This is a genomic window from Reichenbachiella sp., from assembly GCF_039969095.1.
Taxonomy (GTDB): Bacteria; Bacteroidota; Bacteroidia; order Cytophagales; family Cyclobacteriaceae; genus Reichenbachiella.
On sequence record NZ_JBDVOL010000013.1, the window covers coordinates 315481 to 333495 of the forward strand.

General features: G+C 37.1%; 14 protein-coding genes. 4 read left to right on the top strand and 10 right to left on the bottom strand.

Annotation, left to right across the window (positions count from 1 at the left end; translation table 11 throughout):
- The first annotated feature begins 64 nt into the window (after positions 1-64).
- Positions 65-1030 carry a DUF4249 domain-containing protein gene (locus ABJH98_RS13850; protein ID WP_348308287.1) on the top strand — a complete coding sequence of 322 codons (966 nt, stop codon included), beginning with the start codon at positions 65-67 and terminating at the stop codon, positions 1028-1030.
- A 534-nt stretch (positions 1031-1564) separates the two neighbouring features.
- Here ABJH98_RS13850 and ABJH98_RS13855 read toward each other — a convergent pair.
- The 8 genes from ABJH98_RS13855 to ABJH98_RS13890 all read right to left on the bottom strand — a co-directional run bounded on the left by ABJH98_RS13855 (position 1565) and on the right by ABJH98_RS13890 (position 12015).
- The gene (locus ABJH98_RS13855) at positions 1565-2536 is read right to left on the bottom strand and encodes a hypothetical protein (RefSeq protein WP_348308288.1); all 972 of its coding nucleotides are present in this window, start codon (positions 2534-2536) and stop codon (positions 1565-1567) included.
- A 24-nt stretch (positions 2537-2560) separates the two neighbouring features.
- Positions 2561-3418, bottom strand: coding sequence for a hypothetical protein (locus ABJH98_RS13860; RefSeq protein WP_348308289.1), 858 nt, complete (start codon positions 3416-3418; stop codon positions 2561-2563).
- 25 nt (positions 3419-3443) lie between these two features.
- Positions 3444-4928 carry a SusD/RagB family nutrient-binding outer membrane lipoprotein gene (locus ABJH98_RS13865; protein WP_348308290.1) on the bottom strand — a complete coding sequence of 495 codons (1485 nt, stop codon included), beginning with the start codon at positions 4926-4928 and terminating at the stop codon, positions 3444-3446.
- A gap of 19 nt (positions 4929-4947) precedes the next feature.
- Positions 4948-8091 carry a SusC/RagA family TonB-linked outer membrane protein gene (locus tag ABJH98_RS13870; RefSeq protein ID WP_348308291.1) on the bottom strand — a complete coding sequence of 1048 codons (3144 nt, stop codon included), beginning with the start codon at positions 8089-8091 and terminating at the stop codon, positions 4948-4950.
- A gap of 263 nt (positions 8092-8354) precedes the next feature.
- Complete coding sequence (locus ABJH98_RS13875) at positions 8355-9074, bottom strand: RNA pseudouridine synthase (RefSeq protein ID WP_348308292.1); 720 nt, start codon at positions 9072-9074, stop codon at positions 8355-8357.
- Positions 9075-9124: 50 nt separating this feature from the next.
- Positions 9125-10162, bottom strand: coding sequence for an ATP-binding protein (locus ABJH98_RS13880; protein ID WP_348308293.1), 1038 nt, complete (start codon positions 10160-10162; stop codon positions 9125-9127).
- A gap of 10 nt (positions 10163-10172) precedes the next feature.
- Positions 10173-10856 carry a response regulator transcription factor gene (locus tag ABJH98_RS13885; RefSeq protein ID WP_348308294.1) on the bottom strand — a complete coding sequence of 228 codons (684 nt, stop codon included), beginning with the start codon at positions 10854-10856 and terminating at the stop codon, positions 10173-10175.
- Between the two features lie 142 nt (positions 10857-10998).
- A complete protein-coding gene (locus tag ABJH98_RS13890; RefSeq protein ID WP_348308295.1) occupies positions 10999-12015 on the bottom strand; it encodes an aminopeptidase in 1017 nt (338 codons plus the stop codon).
- A 229-nt stretch (positions 12016-12244) separates the two neighbouring features.
- Between ABJH98_RS13890 and recA the strand changes: the two genes are divergently transcribed.
- From recA to ABJH98_RS13905, 3 genes are all read left to right on the top strand, one after another.
- Positions 12245-13273, top strand: a complete 1029-nt coding sequence (gene recA / locus ABJH98_RS13895; protein WP_348308296.1) for a recombinase RecA — start codon at positions 12245-12247, stop codon at positions 13271-13273.
- Positions 13274-13428: 155 nt separating this feature from the next.
- Entirely contained in the window at positions 13429-16047 is a 2619-nt protein-coding gene (locus tag ABJH98_RS13900; protein ID WP_348308297.1) for a valine--tRNA ligase, read from the top strand.
- Between the two features lie 85 nt (positions 16048-16132).
- Positions 16133-16369, top strand: coding sequence for a hypothetical protein (locus ABJH98_RS13905; protein WP_348308298.1), 237 nt, complete (start codon positions 16133-16135; stop codon positions 16367-16369).
- Positions 16370-16372: 3 nt separating this feature from the next.
- Here ABJH98_RS13905 and ABJH98_RS13910 read toward each other — a convergent pair whose 3' ends face one another.
- Positions 16373-17599: an alanine dehydrogenase gene (locus tag ABJH98_RS13910; protein ID WP_348308299.1), complete on the bottom strand. Its 1227-nt coding sequence runs from the start codon at positions 17597-17599 to the stop codon at positions 16373-16375.
- Entirely contained in the window at positions 17592-18014 is a 423-nt protein-coding gene (tsaE, locus tag ABJH98_RS13915; RefSeq protein ID WP_348308300.1) for a tRNA (adenosine(37)-N6)-threonylcarbamoyltransferase complex ATPase subunit type 1 TsaE, read from the bottom strand. The genes ABJH98_RS13910 and tsaE overlap by 8 nt, the downstream gene beginning before the upstream one ends.
- Position 18015: the final 1 nt, after the last annotated feature.

An 18015-nucleotide genomic window follows, 5' to 3' on the forward strand; every position in this document is an offset into this window, starting at 1 on the left:
ACTTCGTCCAATATTATTAATAGCCCTAGCAAGTATTTTTAACTTTTGTAGTCAACCGCTCGATGTGGATAATAGTGAGTTTGAAACTGTTTTGGTGGTTGAGGCACATATTACCACTGAAGACATTGAACAATCCATTAGAGTAACAGAAACAGCCAGATACGGTGATATTTTCGAGGGTACTATAAAAGGTGTAATTGGTGCGAAAGTAGCTTTGAGAGACGATCTTGGAAACAATATCAGGTTCATTCATACCGAAAACGGATTCTATTTTGGGCCAGACAACTTTAAAGCAGAGATTGGCAGAAAATATATACTCACCATAGAAGTTGACGATAAGTCGTACAATTCACTTCCTGAAGCAGCCATAGAAGCCGTAGACCTCGACTCGCTGTACACTACATTTAACAAATATCCCGTTGTAACATCTACAGGTAACGTAGATTATCAAGGTGGTACTGATGTATATGCCAGGTTTCGAAAAACATCCAGCACAGCCAGTCACTATATGTGGAAGTATTCAGGTACCTATCTAATCAAAACCTACCCAGAACTATACGTCGGCGGAATGCCTCCCACACCAATGCCTAAATCCTGTTGTGCAGACTGCTGGCAAACTGAAAGCGGCTCGCAACTCATTCTCAGTTCGTTTCCAAGAGGCAGTGATCTTACAGATGCGGAATTGTTTTTTCTTCCAGACGATGGTTACAGATTTTATAACAAATACGTTTTGGCAGCTAAGCGATATAGCCTCAGTCAAGAAGCCTATAATTTTTATCAGTTACTTGAATCTCAAATATCTATAAGCGGTGACATATTTGATGCTCCACCTGCAATTATCAGGGGTAACATCTTAAACATTGACAACATTGATGAACCCGTAGTTGGATACTTTACCGTTTCAGATGTCAAGGCGGACACGATTGAGATTTTAGGGGTATCACTACCTGAGAGAAGTGGGTTACCAGTATTTCCAGACGATTGTTTGGTGCTTCCTCGTACTACGACTACTCAACCTGTTTATTGGTAATCCATAAGGAGTTGGTTCCTTACAAAAGAGCAAACTGTAACAATTCTCTATTTATATACTAACGGCTGGCAGTCAATTCATTTACACTGTCTTGCCGTTTATACTCTTATAGGTATTGCTAATTCTTTTACTTAATAACTACATACAGATTTATACATAGATTCTTCACCATTATTACAGCACGATTCTTTGCCCGATTCCTTTATGCTAGTGTGTAACAGCCTGTAATTATCTTCACCAATTTTTATAAGACTATCCTACTTTTCATTTTTAAGCAAGAACAAAACAGTACACTTTCGCTAAATCCCATAAGCTACTTGGATCAGATAACATTTTAACATCATTTCCAGAGCTGATTTAAAGCCTATAGTACAATCCTTCTACGTCTGTTTTATTTGATTGAACATTTAACTCGACAACTTCATAATAAGTCAATTTCTTACCAAGTTATTTCAGGACGGGACACATGGGCAAAAAAAAGAGGTTGCCTAAACAAGCAACCTCTTTTAGTATATTAATTAATAATCTAATCGACTATTCGACATGATAATTAACAGAATTATCAATTTTCACCTCACCTGTAGTATCACCTGCAGGAGATTCAAATGAATAGTTTCCATCAGATACAATTAAGTTACCTACACCGAAAAACAAGTTATGATTCGCAGCTGCTGTAGTAATTGTTTCATCAGCTCCTTCAGTCCATGACGTTTGTCCGTCAATCGTACCGTCATTATTATATCGAGTAATTGTAACAGTAATTGGAACATCAAAACTTAACTCACCCCAATCTACAGTACCTGCTGTAGAAGTAGTACTCTTCCACAAAGACTTATAGATGTTATAAGTTCCATCGGCAAGATCCAAATCAGAACTTTCAGGACAAGAACCTGTAGCCATTCCTCCTGTCACATCATCAGCAGTACTGCCAGAACCGTCAGGTAAAATGTAAATATCGAAATCTACAACATCACAGTACGAAGAAGAACCATCTGGAGCCAATTCACCATTATCCCAAGAAAGTGAGATCTCTACGTAGTCGTTCACTGCAAAATCCAAAGCATTGTTTAGTGTAAAACTAAATTCAGTAGTAGTAATCCGTGCATTTGCATTAGTATCATCTCCAATACTAACGATAAGCGTTTCATCCTCTTCTGCCGTTACTTCATCTGCATGAATGATCACCTCCATAGAAGTAGTAAGGCTACCTCGTGGTATAATCATTTGATGCGCACTTAATTCATAATCCTCATCTTCAGTTGCTGTACCACTGGTATTTACATCTAAGCTAATATCAACGATAGCAGCTTCACTCAATGTTGCAGTAATTACAAACGTAGTATCCTGCTCATCGATAGTAAACGAATTACTCAATGCGGTAATATCTACAGAAGGATTATTTGGAGTCAATCCAGAATCTCCCGTATTGTCACTCTCATCGCAGCTCCAAAGCACAAAGCCTAACAGAGCCACTGGAATGATGTATTTTAATTTATTCAATTTCATATTGATATGATTAAAAGTCAAAAATTATTGTCTAACGTAGGTAGATGTGTACGATGCACCTGCCCATGAGAAAAATGACTGCGTATGCTCCATCGTAAGTGTACCAGAAGCGGCATCCCATGTTCCTCCTGCAATATCACCAATGTCATAACTTCCACCAGCAGAACCAAAATCAAGATCGATACTAGGAAGTATTTCTCCACATTGCTCAATGATGTTACCTGCATTCAATAACGTTGTATTCGTAGAGCAAGTACTTAATAATCCACCATCTGCACGAGTTAAATGCCAACTACCATCTGCATTTTTGGTAATTGTAACCTCTCTTGGCAAACTTGGAGAAGTAGGACATACTGTGTTAGTCATCATGTACGTTCCAGACAAGTCTGCAAGACAAGAGATACCAATACTCAAGTTACCACTTGGGTAATCAAGTTCTCTACCGTCATTCATTACGATAACGGTTTTGAAAGCTATCACATCACCAATTCTTAGATCTGATTCAGAAACACCATCAAACCCTTCTAAATAATCAGACAATGAGGAATACTCAACGCTCAAAGAGCCATTCTTTCCACCATTAGCCTCAGCCACTTCGACAGTTTGACCATCGTAAGTTTTTGTGACAATTAATTTATCAACATTTAATCCTGAATTACCTTCAAAGCCAATGTTGTAATTCAATTCAGCTAATTGGAATTCAATCTCAGCATCTGCCAAATCCATACCAGCTGCAGGAGCACCTGCCAATGAACCACTTGATCCTGAAATATTCAAAATAGCACCTTCCATAGCTCCATCTGTCATCAAATCCTCGCTATCATTACAAGACGAGAATAGAACAGCAGAAGCCAGAATATATATATATAATATGTTTTTCATCTTTCTTACTAATTTAAAATTAAGATTAGTTCATAAACCAAAGCGGTGAATCTAATTCATCCCCACCATCAAGCATCTTTGAGGCTGCGTTATAATTAGCTGCATTCAAAGTCTGCTCATCAGTAGGATATGTATACCTTGTAGGAATACCATCTCCAGCTAAATCAGCCAATGGATCTGCAATTGAAGGTAGAACAGGAATTTTAGTTCGTCTCCATTCTGTATAAGCTTCTTGGCCTTGTCCGAATAAAGCAATATAATTCTGAGTTGCAATTTGAGTCAACGCAGTTGCAGAACTGTATGCAACCGCAGAACTACTCATATAGGAAGTAGCATCAATTGCGATTGTAGAACCATCAGCATTCTTGAACCCGTTATACGTATCAAAAGAAGCAGCAATACCCGCTTCGTATGACGCTTGAGCTGTAGCATCACCTCCTGAAATGTATCCTCTTTTGGCAGCTTCAGCTACTAAAAACATCAATTCAGAATAAGACATAAAAACACCTGGTGCGTCTGGAGCTAAAATATATTCCCCAAGTGCCGAAGTATTCACATAATCAAATCCATTAATTGTAGGATTAATAATACCTGGAGCAACACCTCTGATAATTCCAGCGTCATTAGGTTGTGCATAAACATTTAGCCTAGGATCAGCCAAACCTTCCATCAACTGGACAATCGTTTGGTTAATCTTCCACTCACTTCTCGTACCAAAAATAACGTCATTCCATAATGGATTGGCGTTAGGATTAGTAGACAAATAATTCAATTGAGCATTGTCATCATTTGAAGTGAAATGTACACCACTGTTTACAACTGCTTGAAGATCGCTACTTACGTTCTCTCCTGCACTTGCCATTCTCATCAACAATCTGAATTTCAAAGAATTTGCAAACTTCATCCATTTGCCAGCATCTCCTTCGTACATAATGTCCTGAGCTGCACTAATGGTTCCTTCACCCTGAAGTTTAGTTACTGCACTATCTAGTAATGCAATACAACCTTCATAGACAGTTTGTTCATCATCATAAGCAGGAGTAGTATTACCTTCTGAAGCTAAAATTGATTCAGTGAAAGGAATTGGTCCGTACATTTCAACCAGTAAAGAATACAAGTAGGCTTGAAGAGCATAAGCAACTCCAATATTAGCCTCATTTCCTTCTGCTCTAGCTAAAACTGCCATTTCCTTTGCATCAGTTAAGCCTACAGAGAAAAATCCATTCCATGTATTGTTCAATACTGTAGCTCTCGGGCTATAACGCTCTTCATCGTTATACTGTACTTTACCAAACTGTTGAGACCATGTTGCCATATCTCCACCATGAAAAGTATCAAAAAGTCGATCAGCAGTTGTTTCAATAATACCTGCTAAAACAAGATCCGAAGGAATGACTACAGGCCCATTAGGGTTTGTGTTCATTTCCTCAAAGTCATCTGTACATGCCGAAACCGCAAATATGGTTAATAGGCACAAAGACAATATTTTATAATTTATTTTAAATTTCATATCTAAAATCGTTTAAAGCTTAAAACTTAAGATTCACATTGAACCCAATGCTTCTAGCAGAAGGAATTTGCGCATGCTCAATACCCTGGCCATTACCATTACTAAATCCAGTCTCTGGATCAATATGTGGTGCCTTAGAGTATAATATTGCCAAATTTCTACCAACTGCAGAAACACTTACTGATGTAAATGGTGTGTTTTCTAACCATGCGCTTGGTAATTTGTAACCAAGGATGATTTGACGAAGTTTAACATAGCTCGCATCAAACACAGATCCGTAAGCAACATTATTGCCAAATGATGCGTGATTGTAAGACTGAGCGTCTGCAACTACATTGTTTGGAACATAAATAGGATCTCCATCACCATCTACACCTTGTTGCATCACACCAACACCAACAATACCGTCTTCACGTCCGATTAGTGTTTCTTCCAAGATACCAGCATAACGTCCCCATGCGTTGGTCATACTGTATATTTCACCACCAATCTTAGCATCTACTAATACGCCAAGGCTAATCCCTTTAAAGCTGAAAGTATTGCTAATTCCACCAGTCCAATCAGGGAAAGCAGAACCTAATACTTTACTTGTAGGATCCTTTTGAGGTAGTCCGTTTGAATGAATTACATTCCCATCACTATCTCTTTGGAAATCAGGTCCATATAGTGCAGGGTAAGATTCTCCTGGTCTTGCAACTACGTCCACATTCCATTGGCCATCTAATCTTAGGTTATCAACACCTCCTAGAGTAACAACTTCATTTCTAATTCTGGCATAGTTTGCTACAATATCCCATGTGAAATCTCCAATTTTAAGTGGAGTTGCATTCAACTGTAGTTCAATACCTTTATTATTCATTTCTCCAACATTCGAAACTTTTGAAGTATATCCAGAAGCACCAGAAACATCAACTTCTACAATTAGATCTGTACTTGTTGCGTCAAAATATGTTGCTTGAACTCCGAATCTATCATTCAAGAATCTTAAATCAACTCCAAATTCAATAGACGTTGTAATTTCAGGCTTCAAATCTGGGTTCAATAATTTTTGAGCTCTTGTCGCTTGAGTAACAGATCCATTCCATTTATCATCTCTCAAAGTAAATACATCCTGCACTTGAAATGCATCCGTATCAGATCCTACTTGTGCCCAACTCGCTCTAATTTTTGCAAATGACAATACGTTTGACTGAATATCTAAAATATCAGACACAATCGCACTTACAGAAGCAGAAGGATAGAAGAATGAATTATTTGCTTCTGGCAATGTACTTGACCAGTCATTTCTTGCTGTTACATCCAAAAACACATAATTTCTGAATCTAAACTGCGCTGTTCCATACAAACTTTGCATAGCTCTTTCCGAATCAAAGCTACTAGCTACGATAGGCAAAGCTGAGTTTGCTATAGTATATGTACCTGGAATCTCTAATTCATCAGCAGTCATTATATTTCTAGAGTATGTCTCCTTTCTTAAATTTCCTCCACCCATTACAGTGACACCAAAATCTTCATTGAAATCTTTGTTGAAAGTCAATGCAAAATCAGAATTCGTCTCCTGCCAAGTTCTAGCATACTCCTCATAAAATCCATTAGGAAAATCATTTGAGTTATGCGCTCTTTGATATTCTTGTAAATCAGTGAAGAAATCAGTACCAGACCTAACCATTACGCTTAACCAGTCGGTAATAGCATAATTGATTTTTACATTACCAAAAACTCTAGTCTTAGAGAATGAGTTGGTATTGTTGTCCAACACCCAATATGGGTTGTTATTAAAGTTTGTATTCCAGTTCAATGGCGTACCATCAGCTGAAGTTCCACCTGAATTAAGAGGAAGATTTTTGTAATCTTTCAAAGCTGCAATATCAACTTGTCTTTGAAACCAAGTAAACTGCTGCATTGAGTTGTTATTATCATATCCACCTCCTGCAATATTATCAGAACCAGATTTCACATAGTTAATAGATGCTTCTGTTGATAATTTTTCAGTAAGTTGAGCTCCACCACTTACAGCGACTGTGTTTCTCTTCATATCGGTATTATAAAGCATACCGCTCTGATCTAAATTAGTATAAGAAAGTCTAAAATGAGCTTTGTCATTCCCACCTGTAAGCGCAATGTTATTAGTTAGAGTTACTCCTGTTTCGAAGAAATCCTTCACATTATCAGGTCTAGAAACCCAAGGACTGGCTGATCCATCTTGATCTGTGAATTGTCTAAATTCTAATCCTTGATCCAATGCTGGTCCCCAACTTTCATCTGCTCCACCACTTCCGTGTGTTCCATCTACCCACTCATAATAATTAGGATCATATCCTCCACCATAAGAATTCTGATAGCTAGGTAATTTCAAAGGATTTTGGAAAGTAACGTTTGAGTTAATTGAAACTCCAATTCCTTTAGTTCCTTTACCTTTTTTAGTTGTGATAAGAATCACACCATTTGCTGCTCTAGAGCCATATAAAGCTGCTGCATTTGCACCTTTCAATACTGAAATTGTTTCAATATCATCAGGGTTAATATCAGAAGCTCCATTTGGCATATCTGCACCACCAAATGCTGCAGTAGTTGCATCTGTTCTATAGTTTGTGTTGTTGATCGGAATTCCATCCACAACAAAAAGTGGCTGATTTTCTCCAGTCAAAGAAGAAGGGCCTCTTAATACAATTCTACTTGAAGATCCAACGTTTCCAGAGCCGTTTGTTACTTGTACACCAGCAATTTGACCTGAAAGAGCGTTAACAATATTGTTTTCTCTTGCTTCAGTAAGATTATCACCATCCAATTCTTGAACAGAATAACCAAGCGATTTTTCTTCTCGCTCAACACCAAACGCAGTTACAACAACCTCTGAAAGTTGCTGAGCATCAGGTTGCATCACAAGATCGATCACACTTCTTGCTCCAATCTCAATTTCTTGAGTAGCAAGACCCACAAAAGAATAAACAAGAATTCCGCCATCTCCTGGAACGGACAATTTGTAATTACCATCTAAATCTGTGGTAGTACCTGTAGTCGTGCCTTTCAACACAACTGTCACTCCCGGAAGTGTTGAATCATCCTCAGCGGATGTCACTTTACCAGAAACCGTCCTGTCCTGTGCGGAGGCTTGTGCTATCAAGCCTGACACGAACAAGAAAATCAGTAATAGTTTTCTCATAATAAAATATGGTTTAGTTAAAAATAAAATAAAAAATCTTTCAGCAAATACTGCCAAAAATTGGTTTAATTCTTTATTTCAATATAATTCAATCACCAGCATTAGAATTGCTACTATTCTAATATCGACAATTATAGTACTCGCAATATTATCATTTTGACAACATTTATGAAACATTATTAAAATTATTTGAAGGCTCTCATCAATTGGCGACATTTCATTTCTTCAAGATATGAGTATAATATTCTATTTTTTGTAAAATACTAATTGAACTTACTAAGCTTTTCCAAAATAATGTCCATATCCTTTGGATAATCGCAATTACACGAAATAATATTTTTATTAACGTTTGTTAGTTTTATACTGCGCGAATGAAGCCCGACGCGATTAAATAACGGTCTCTCCTCTTGGTTTGGCTTAGATTTAAACCCTTTTTTAATTGATGAAAGAAATATAGGTTCACCTCCATACAATTCATCACCGCAAATAGGAAAATTAAGATAAGCAAGATGCACTCTGATTTGGTGTGTCCTTCCTGTTATTGGCTTGGCTTCAACTAAGGTATAATCTTTAAAAAAGTGCTTTGGCCTTAATAAAGTCACGGCCTCTTTGCCCGATCTTTTATCACACAGAACACGTCCTGACCCTGATGTCCTCAATGGTACATCAACTTGAATAACTTCATTCATAAATCTGCCCTTGACTAATGCGTGATAAACTTTCTCAACCTTTCGTTCTTGAAACTGCAATGCGGCTACTTTGAAGGCCTCTTCGTTTTTAGCCAAAAGTAAAGCTCCACTAGTTTCCTTATCCAATCTATGGCAGACTTGATAATTATCATCTATAGCTCTAAACAACTTTAATACATTGGCACTATCGTTTCTATCTTCAAGTGTAGATAAATGAGCGGGCTTATTAATAATGGTATAGTTGTCATCATCATAGACAACCAGATCTTCCGCATTCCAAACATTTTTCTTCATGAGGCAAAGTACAGATGAATTTAATTAATAAAGAAAGGAAGCTTTGAATTCTACTCTGATTTATAGAGGTCTAATTCAAAACTAAATGAGGAGCCTTCTCCTACATTACTCACCACTTTGATTTCGCTAGAATGGGCTTCAACGATATGCTTCACGATGGAAAGTCCTAATCCAGTACCTCCTTGCGCCTTTGATCTGCTTTTGTCCACTCTATAAAATCTCTCAAAGACGCGATTCAAATGCTCTGATGGGATACCAATCCCATTGTCTTTGACTATAATGTCCAATTTGTCAATATTCGGTTTCAAGGTGACGCTAACATCCCCATTCTCATCCGAATATTTTATAGCATTCGATACCAAATTGACAAACACTTGATGAATTCTTTGATTATCTGCTAAAACCAAAATTTTGTCCTGATCACTTTTCAGCTCTAATTCGATTCCTTTTTTTGCTGCACGCTCTTCAAGTTGATCAAAAATCTCCTCTACTACTGTGCAAATATTAGTTGGTTCAAATTGCATGGTAATATCTCCTGCTTCCATATGTGATACAGTTAACAGGTCCTGAACAAGTGCATCTAAGCCATCTAGGTTTTTTGCTGCCTTTTTGAGGAATTTCATTCTAATAGACTTGTCGTCTATGGCACCATCTAAGAGTGTGTGAACAAATCCCTGCGCCGCAAAAATTGGCGTTTTGAGTTCATGAGAGACATCTGCCAGAAATTGACGCCTGAACTTCGCCATTTGCTTTAACTCTTCAATTTCGGACTGTTTTACATGGGCGTAAGAGTAAATTTCTTGTTGAATTTGATTCAAAGAACTGTGCCCGTATGTTCTCTTAGGTTCTAATGTGGCTAAATTATTATTTCTGATTTTCTCGAACATGTCATAGATGTTTCTCAATTCCTTGAAAAACAAAAACTCAAGAACTACATTAATAAGGATGTAGCTTGTTCCAAAACAAATAATAGGAATGAGCCAAAAAACGTATGCAGGAAGGTCTGGCACAAGTATTAAACTTGCTCCTATGATGACTGCAATGCTTGCAGCCAATACCAGAGCCAGTCCCCTAGAATTCAATAACATTCAATTGTGATTAGTCAAGCTCAAATTTATACCCTACGCCCTTAATTGTAGTAATATAGCCATCTCCAATTTTTTCTCGCACTTTTCTAATATGAACATCCACTGTTCTAGCTAACACAAATACGTCCGTTCCCCAAATGTTAACCAACAAATCATCTCGGCTAAAAACTTTGCCTGGGTGTTGAGCTAAAAAGAACAACAACTCAAATTCCTTTTTAGGTAGCGTAAACTCTTTATCGTTTTGTGAGACTAAATAACTTTGTCTATCAATAACCAAATCGCCTGCTGTAATTTTCTCTTCGACATCTATATCCTTGCTAGAACGTCTGAAAATGGCATTGATTCGACTCATCAATGCACGCGGTTTTATGGGTTTTGTCAAATAGTCATCTGCTCCGCTATCGAATGCTGCAATTTCAGAGTACTCCTCTACTCGAGCAGTCAAAAAGAGCACAAAAGTGTTTGAAAGAGATTTGATCTCACGGACTTGTCGGCAAGTTTCTACACCATCTTGTCCTGGCATCATGATATCCAAAAGAATTAAATCGGGAATAAATTTCTGAGCAATCTCCACTCCTTTAATTCCATTATCCGCCACCTCTACTTGATACCCTTCCTTCTCTAGATTGTATTTCAATAGATCTAGAATATCAACTTCGTCATCTACTACTAGGATTTTTTTATTCCCTGACATATTAGAATGTAATTATCTTATAACTGTGAAATTTGAATTAATAATTTCTTCACGCAAATTCTCAAATATTAATTACTAATACTTGAGTTACAGAAAGACATAACAATTATTTAATACAAAGGAAATATAATTAATTCAAAGACTATTGTTCCTTATAAAACCGAATAAAAGCCTTTAAATCATCGTTAAACTCAAATTTTAGCTGCTGAGCAAATGCTTCCTTTTTTGAGTCATAGCGATCAAATGCCATGAAAAATGCATTATTCGGTAGTTTTTTATCAAATCGACCATGATAAGCTGTTTTATCAAAAAAAGAAATCGAGTCTAATCTGGCTGCCCAATGGGTCATGTATAACTTTTTAATCTCATCTTTTTTGGCAGTCTCCATATCTTCAGGAAATGATTGATACAAGGAATCCAGTTCCAATACGCCTTTCAAACAATGATTAATAAAGCGTTGAGCATCTCTTTCTGATTGATAGTACTCTTTTAATTCTGCACTCTCAGGGCCAAATTTTTTCTTCAAAAACAACATAGCACCTTGCTCACCAATAAAAGATGCCAAATTTTCATTAAAGGTTATTGAATCTTTAAGGAAGATATTGCCATGTGTTATTTCATGAATAAATAACTCTGCAATGCCTCCATTGCTTCTGTCCAAATTATTAGAAAGGATTGGGTCTGAAAACCATCCCAAAGTTGACCAAGCATTCACTGGTCTAATACGCGTATCAAATCCTTTTCCTATTAATTCTTGTTCTTCTCTTTTTGCTATATCCAAGTCGAAAAATCCTTTGTATGAAACACAACCAACTATTGGGAAAGTCCACTCCACAGATTTTAATGCGTAGGGTTCGCATGCAGTAAGATTCCATAAAATATCTTTCCCTTGCTGGCCATAAAGAGTAGTGTATAAACCATCAGAATCTAGGCTTAATTCAACCTTAGCAAAAGATTTTATTTCCTCAATTAATAAAATCTTGATTTTAAGTTCTTCACTTACAGAATCATCATTCAATAAATCTTCTATTGGTTTGGCTTTCCAAAGCACTTCAAACTGCCCTTTACCTTGCATGTACAAATAGCTGATCATTTCATGTTTTAAAATAGCACCTATTATTAAAAAGGAGATTAAAAGGAATTTTAAGTTTTTATTCATTCAAGTGTCTTTTGTCAAAACTAAACACCATAAACCCATATACTCAATAGCAAAGCATAAAAATTCAATATGCTTATTGCTAATTTTTTTAGTATTTACTTCCAATTGTAATTTTAATAACTATATATTTGCTAATATTTTTATTATTAATGAAATGTGTGAAATCATGAATAATTACAAAATTCAAATAAATTGCACATGATTTATAGAACTAGAAAAACACCTCATAATGAGTGAAAATACTGAGAAACTGAAAGCACTTCAACTAACCATAGATAAACTTGAAAAATCTTATGGTAAGGGAGCTGTAATGAAATTATCTGATAATGTAGTGGTTGACATCCCTTCTATTCCGACTGGCTCAATTAGTCTAGATATTGCTTTGGGAGTAGGAGGTGTACCGAGAGGTAGAATCGTAGAAATCTACGGCCCTGAATCTTCAGGTAAAACGACACTTACCCTACACTGCATTGCAGAAGCACAAAAACAAGGTGGCATGGCAGCTTTTATAGATGCCGAGCACGCATTCGATAAAGTATATGCCGAAAAACTAGGGATTGACACAGAAAACCTCCTCATTTCTCAACCAGATAATGGTGAGCAAGCGCTTGAAATCGCCGAACATTTGATTCGTTCTGGTGCCATTGACATTATTGTCATTGATTCGGTTGCAGCACTTGTACCTAAGGCAGAACTCGAAGGAGAAATGGGCGAAAGTAAAATGGGGCTTCAGGCTCGATTAATGAGCCAGGCTTTAAGAAAACTAACTGGAGCCATCAACAAAACAGGTTGTACATGTATTTTCATCAATCAGCTTCGAGAAAAGATAGGTGTGATGTTCGGGAATCCTGAGACTACCACTGGTGGTAATGCACTTAAGTTTTATTCTTCTGTTCGTCTAGACATACGGAGAATTGGGCAGATTAAAGAAAGTGCTGATAACGTTCTTGGTAATAGAACCAGAGTGAAAGTGGTGAAAAACAAAGTTGCCCCTCCGTTTAAAGTGGTTGAGTTTGATATTATGTATGGGGAAGGCATTTCGAAAGTAGGAGAAATTATCGATTTGGGAGTAGAGCTTAGCATTATCAACAAAGCAGGTTCTTGGTTCTCATACAAAGGAAACAAATTAGGTCAAGGTCGTGATTCAGTAAAGAATTTATTACTTGATAATCCTGAACTCATGGAAGAAATGGAATTAGGTATTCGTAATAAAATAAACGGCGTAGAAGAAGAAACTCCTGTGGCCGAAGAGTCCTAATTTTAACGGATAACAAATATTCAAAAAGGAATACTGAAAAGTATTCTTTTTTTATTTTCATTTGATTCGAGTTCACAGCCACATTACCGACTAAAAAAAGTGGCTATGCGCTTAATTTTTATAATTTTGCCGTTCAATTTTTTTAATGACGAGCAATGTCCATTTCTACAAAATACAATCCAGCAGAAGTTGAAGGAAAAATCTACCAAGAATGGCTAGATAAAGGTTTTTTTCATTCAGAACCCAACCCTGATAAAGAACCTTATACTATTCTTATTCCTCCTCCAAATGTGACAGGACTTCTTCACATGGGTCACATGCTCAACAATACCATTCAAGATGTACTGATTAGAAAAGCCAGAATGGAAGGCAAAGAGGCTTGTTGGATCCCTGGCACAGATCACGCATCAATTGCCACTGAAGCGAAAGTAGTCGGTATGCTTCGAGAACAAGGGATAAAAAAATCTGACCTTAGCCGCGAAGAGTTCTTATCTCATGCCTGGGAATGGAAAGAGAAATATGGTGGAATTATCTTGAATCAATTGCAAAGACTCGGTGCTTCATGCGATTGGGATAGAACATTCTTTACAATGGACGAGAAAAATTCTGAAGCCGTAGAGGAAGTGTTTATTAGCTATTTCAAAAAAGGACTTGTATATAGAGATTATAAAATGGTGAACTGGGATCCAACTGCCCAAACAACCATTTCTAATGAAGAAGTGATTTTTAAAGAGGTTGATGCAGCACTTTATCATGTTCAGTACGCCATTGAGGGGTCTGATGAGTTTGTAACTATCGCAACCACACGTCCTGAAACTATTTTAGGCGACACAGCCATTTGTATCAATCCTAGTGATGAAAGGTACACCCATCTAAAAGGCAAAAAGGCAATTGTACCTTTGGTAAACCGAGTAATTCCAATTATTGAAGATGACTATGTTGATATTGAATTTGGAACAGGCTGTCTGAAAGTAACGCCAGCTCATGATACCAATGATTATGATTTGGGTCAAAAGCATAATCTTGAAACTATTGACATTCTAAATGACGACGGCACGCTCAATGAAAAAGCGCAATTCTATATTGGTGAATCTCGAGAAAGTGCTAGAAAACTCATTTCAAAAGAATTAAAAAATCTTGGAAGCTTAGTTAAAACTGAGAATTTGAGACATAAAGTTGGTTTCTCTGAAAGAAACCCTGATACTGCCATTGAACCAAAACTCTCTTTGCAATGGTTTGTAGACATGCAAAAACTAGTGACTCCAGCACTAGAAAATGTCATGAACGACAACATTGAATTCTTCCCAGAAAAATTCAAAAACACCTACAAACACTGGTTAGAGAATATCAAAGACTGGCCCATTTCAAGACAACTTTGGTGGGGACAACAAATCCCTGCTTATTACTATGGCCAAGATGGAGTGGCAGTAGGAAAAACGCCAGAAGAAGCACTGGCAATGGCCAAAAAAGATTCAGGAGATCAGTCACTCACCATGAATGACTTAAAGCGCGATGAAGACGTTGTTGACACTTGGTTTAGCAGCGCTTTGCTTCCTATCTCTGTTTTTGATGGGTTCAGAAATCCAGAAAATGAAGAATACAAGTATTACTACCCTACACAAGTACTCGTAACCGGGTGGGATATTATCTTCTTCTGGGTGGCAAGAATGATCATATCTGGCTATGAATTTGGTAAAGACAAGCCATTCGAAAAAGTATATTTCACAGGAATGGTACGTGACCTTCAGCGTCGAAAAATGTCCAAATCTTTAGGGAATTCCCCAGATGCACTTGGACTTTTGGACAAATACGGAGCCGATGGAGTTAGAGTAGGCATGCTTTTGAGTTCTGCTGCAGGAAATGACTTGCTTTTTGATGAGAAACTTTGCGAACAAGGTCGAAATTTTTCAAACAAAATTTGGAATGCCTTTAGATTGATTAAATCATGGGAAGTAAAAGATATTCCTCAAGATCCAGCCGCTGCTGTAGCCGCTACATGGTTTGAAAACCGATTCAATGAAGCTCTAGAGGAAATCAATGATTTATTCTCCAAATTTAGATTGTCAGAAGCCTTAATGGCAACATACAAGCTGGTTTGGGATGATTTCTGCTCTTGGTATTTAGAGATGATTAAGCCCGCTTATCGGCAACCTACAGATCAAAAAACAATAAATCAAGCCATCGGATTCATTGAGCAATTGATGCGCATGATACATCCTTTCATGCCTTTTATTTCAGAAGAAATATGGAAAAACATCAAAGACAGAAGTGAGAATGATTACTTGATCATAGCAAAGTGGCCAGCTGTTGCCTCAATCAAAAAGGAAGAGTTGGAACTAACCGCAGAGGTATTTGAAATCATTTCACAATCTAGAAATATCAGAAATAACTTTGGAATATCTCCTAAAACAGAATTACAACTGATCATTAATTCAGAAGATTCCAGTAGATTCAATCGACATGAAGTAGTCATTCAGAAACTGGCAAACATCAGTTCTATTGCATATTCTAACGAAAAAGTAGAGAACGCCTCGAGTTTTATTGTCAATAGAAATGAATTTTTCATTCCGCTTGGTGAACATGCCAACGCGGAAGATCAAAAAGAAGATGCCAAGAAAGAAATAGGAAGGCTCAAAGGGTTTATAGTTGGTATTGACAAGAAATTAAACAACGACAGATTTGTAAATAACGCGCCTGAGCAAGTCATTGCTATGGAGCGCAAGAAAAAAGCAGATGCCGAAGCCAAAATAGCAATATTAGAAGCTCAACTATAATTTAAACTCAAAAACAAAAACTTTCATTGGAAGTATTCTATTTTATAACTACTTTAAAGAAATATACAAATCAATCCTTTTTAGAATGAATTTTAAACTCACCATCCTGGCAAGTACTTTAGTCGTTGCCTTTGCCGCATCATCTTGCTCTGGCGAGTTAGAAGCGGAAAATGAACAACTCAAAAAAGAGCTTATGGAATCTAAAGCTCAGCTAACAGAACAAATCAAACTTGCAGATTTTTCTAAAGAACAAGCTACTACTGCAAGACGTAGGGCAGATGAAGCTGAAAAAGCTTTGGCTGAATGTAACGAAGGAAAATAAATTCTAAAATCTTGCTGCCATTAGCAGATTAAGATCCTTGAATCTTAACTTGAATTTTTCCGACAAATGATAATTGGTCATGTATCCTTTGTAGGTATACACACCTTTCATAAACCATTTATTCTCAAAAATCATTTGATCCACACCTCCACTATTCGCAATATTATTGAGGATTGGAGTAAAGATGTTGCTTAAAACTTTAGTAGAAGTCCTTGGTACTTTAGAAGCTATATTGGGTACACAATAGTGCTTAACTCCAAACTTTTCAAATACAGGATTTTTCAAATTAGTGGGTTTAGAAGTTTCAAAACAGCCACCTTCATCAATACTCACATCAACAACTACGGCACTGCTTTTCATGGCTTTGACCATATCTTCACTCACTATTTTCTTAAGTGTGCCTTTATCAGCCCGAACGGCACCTATCACTACATCAGCTTCCATCAATGCTTTTTTTAAGGCCACTTGATCAATGGTAGAAGTAAAGACAGGAGAAGACAAAATGTGCTTCAGTCTATGCAATTTGTACAAATGTCTGTCGAACACTTTCACCGATGCCCCTAAACCTAAGGCCGTTCTGGCAGCATATTCAGCAACCGTACCAGCTCCCAATATCACTACGTTTGTTGGTGGAACTCCCGTGATTCCACCCAATATAATTCCTATTCCGCCTTGGTTGGTCGTGAGATATTCTGCAGCTGTAGGTATCACCACTGCTCCCACTATTTCGCTCATAGCTCTTACTATGGGCAATCCCCCAATCTGATCTTCTATGAATTCATAACCTATGGCTGTTGCTTTCTTTTCATTCAACAAAGAAAGCCTTTGACCCAAATCTTTGTCAGCATGAATCGTAGAAATGATGGTTTTGCCCATACTCATCATTTCAATTTCCTTTTTTGTCGGAAACTCTACTTTGATAATAATGTCAGATTTAAATACCTCACTTGCACTTTTGGTAATATTAGCCCCAGCTTCTGTATATTCTTTATCAAAAAAATTAGCTGCATTGCCTGTACCTGTCTCTATAAGGACTTTATGACCATGATTGGTCAATGCCGCCACAGCTTTAGGCGTTAGCGGCACTCTATTTTCATAAGTAGAATTCTCTTTTGGAATACCAATATTCAAGGATTGGTTGGAGGTACGTATAGCCGCCAATTTCTCTTGAGGATACAGTTTTGATTCTTCCACCAGTGCGGATACGCTTCCCATCAATTGCTTATTCATGCTTACTTAGGCTGATAATTCTATTCCTTTCAGCATCTAAGTTAATACTAATTTTTAGGTTTTTAGATGGGATTAGGGAGGGTATCTTGTCAGACCATTCTATAAAGCAAGGTCGGCCAGAGTAGAAATATTCATCGGCTCCTATATCTATGGCTTCCACCTCTTCTTCTAACCTATAAAAATCAAAATGATAAAATTCTTGCTCCTTTTTATTTTCATACACATTTACCAAAGCAAAAGTGGGTGAACTGGTGTCATCTACAATCCCTAACTGCTTGCAAATGGCTTTGATCAATGTCGTTTTGCCTGCACCCATTTCGCCTTCAAATAGCCAAATTTTTTCATTTCCAGCATATTTGATGATTTCCTGTGCGACCTTATCAATTTTCTCTAGATCGGATAATATTAACTGCACT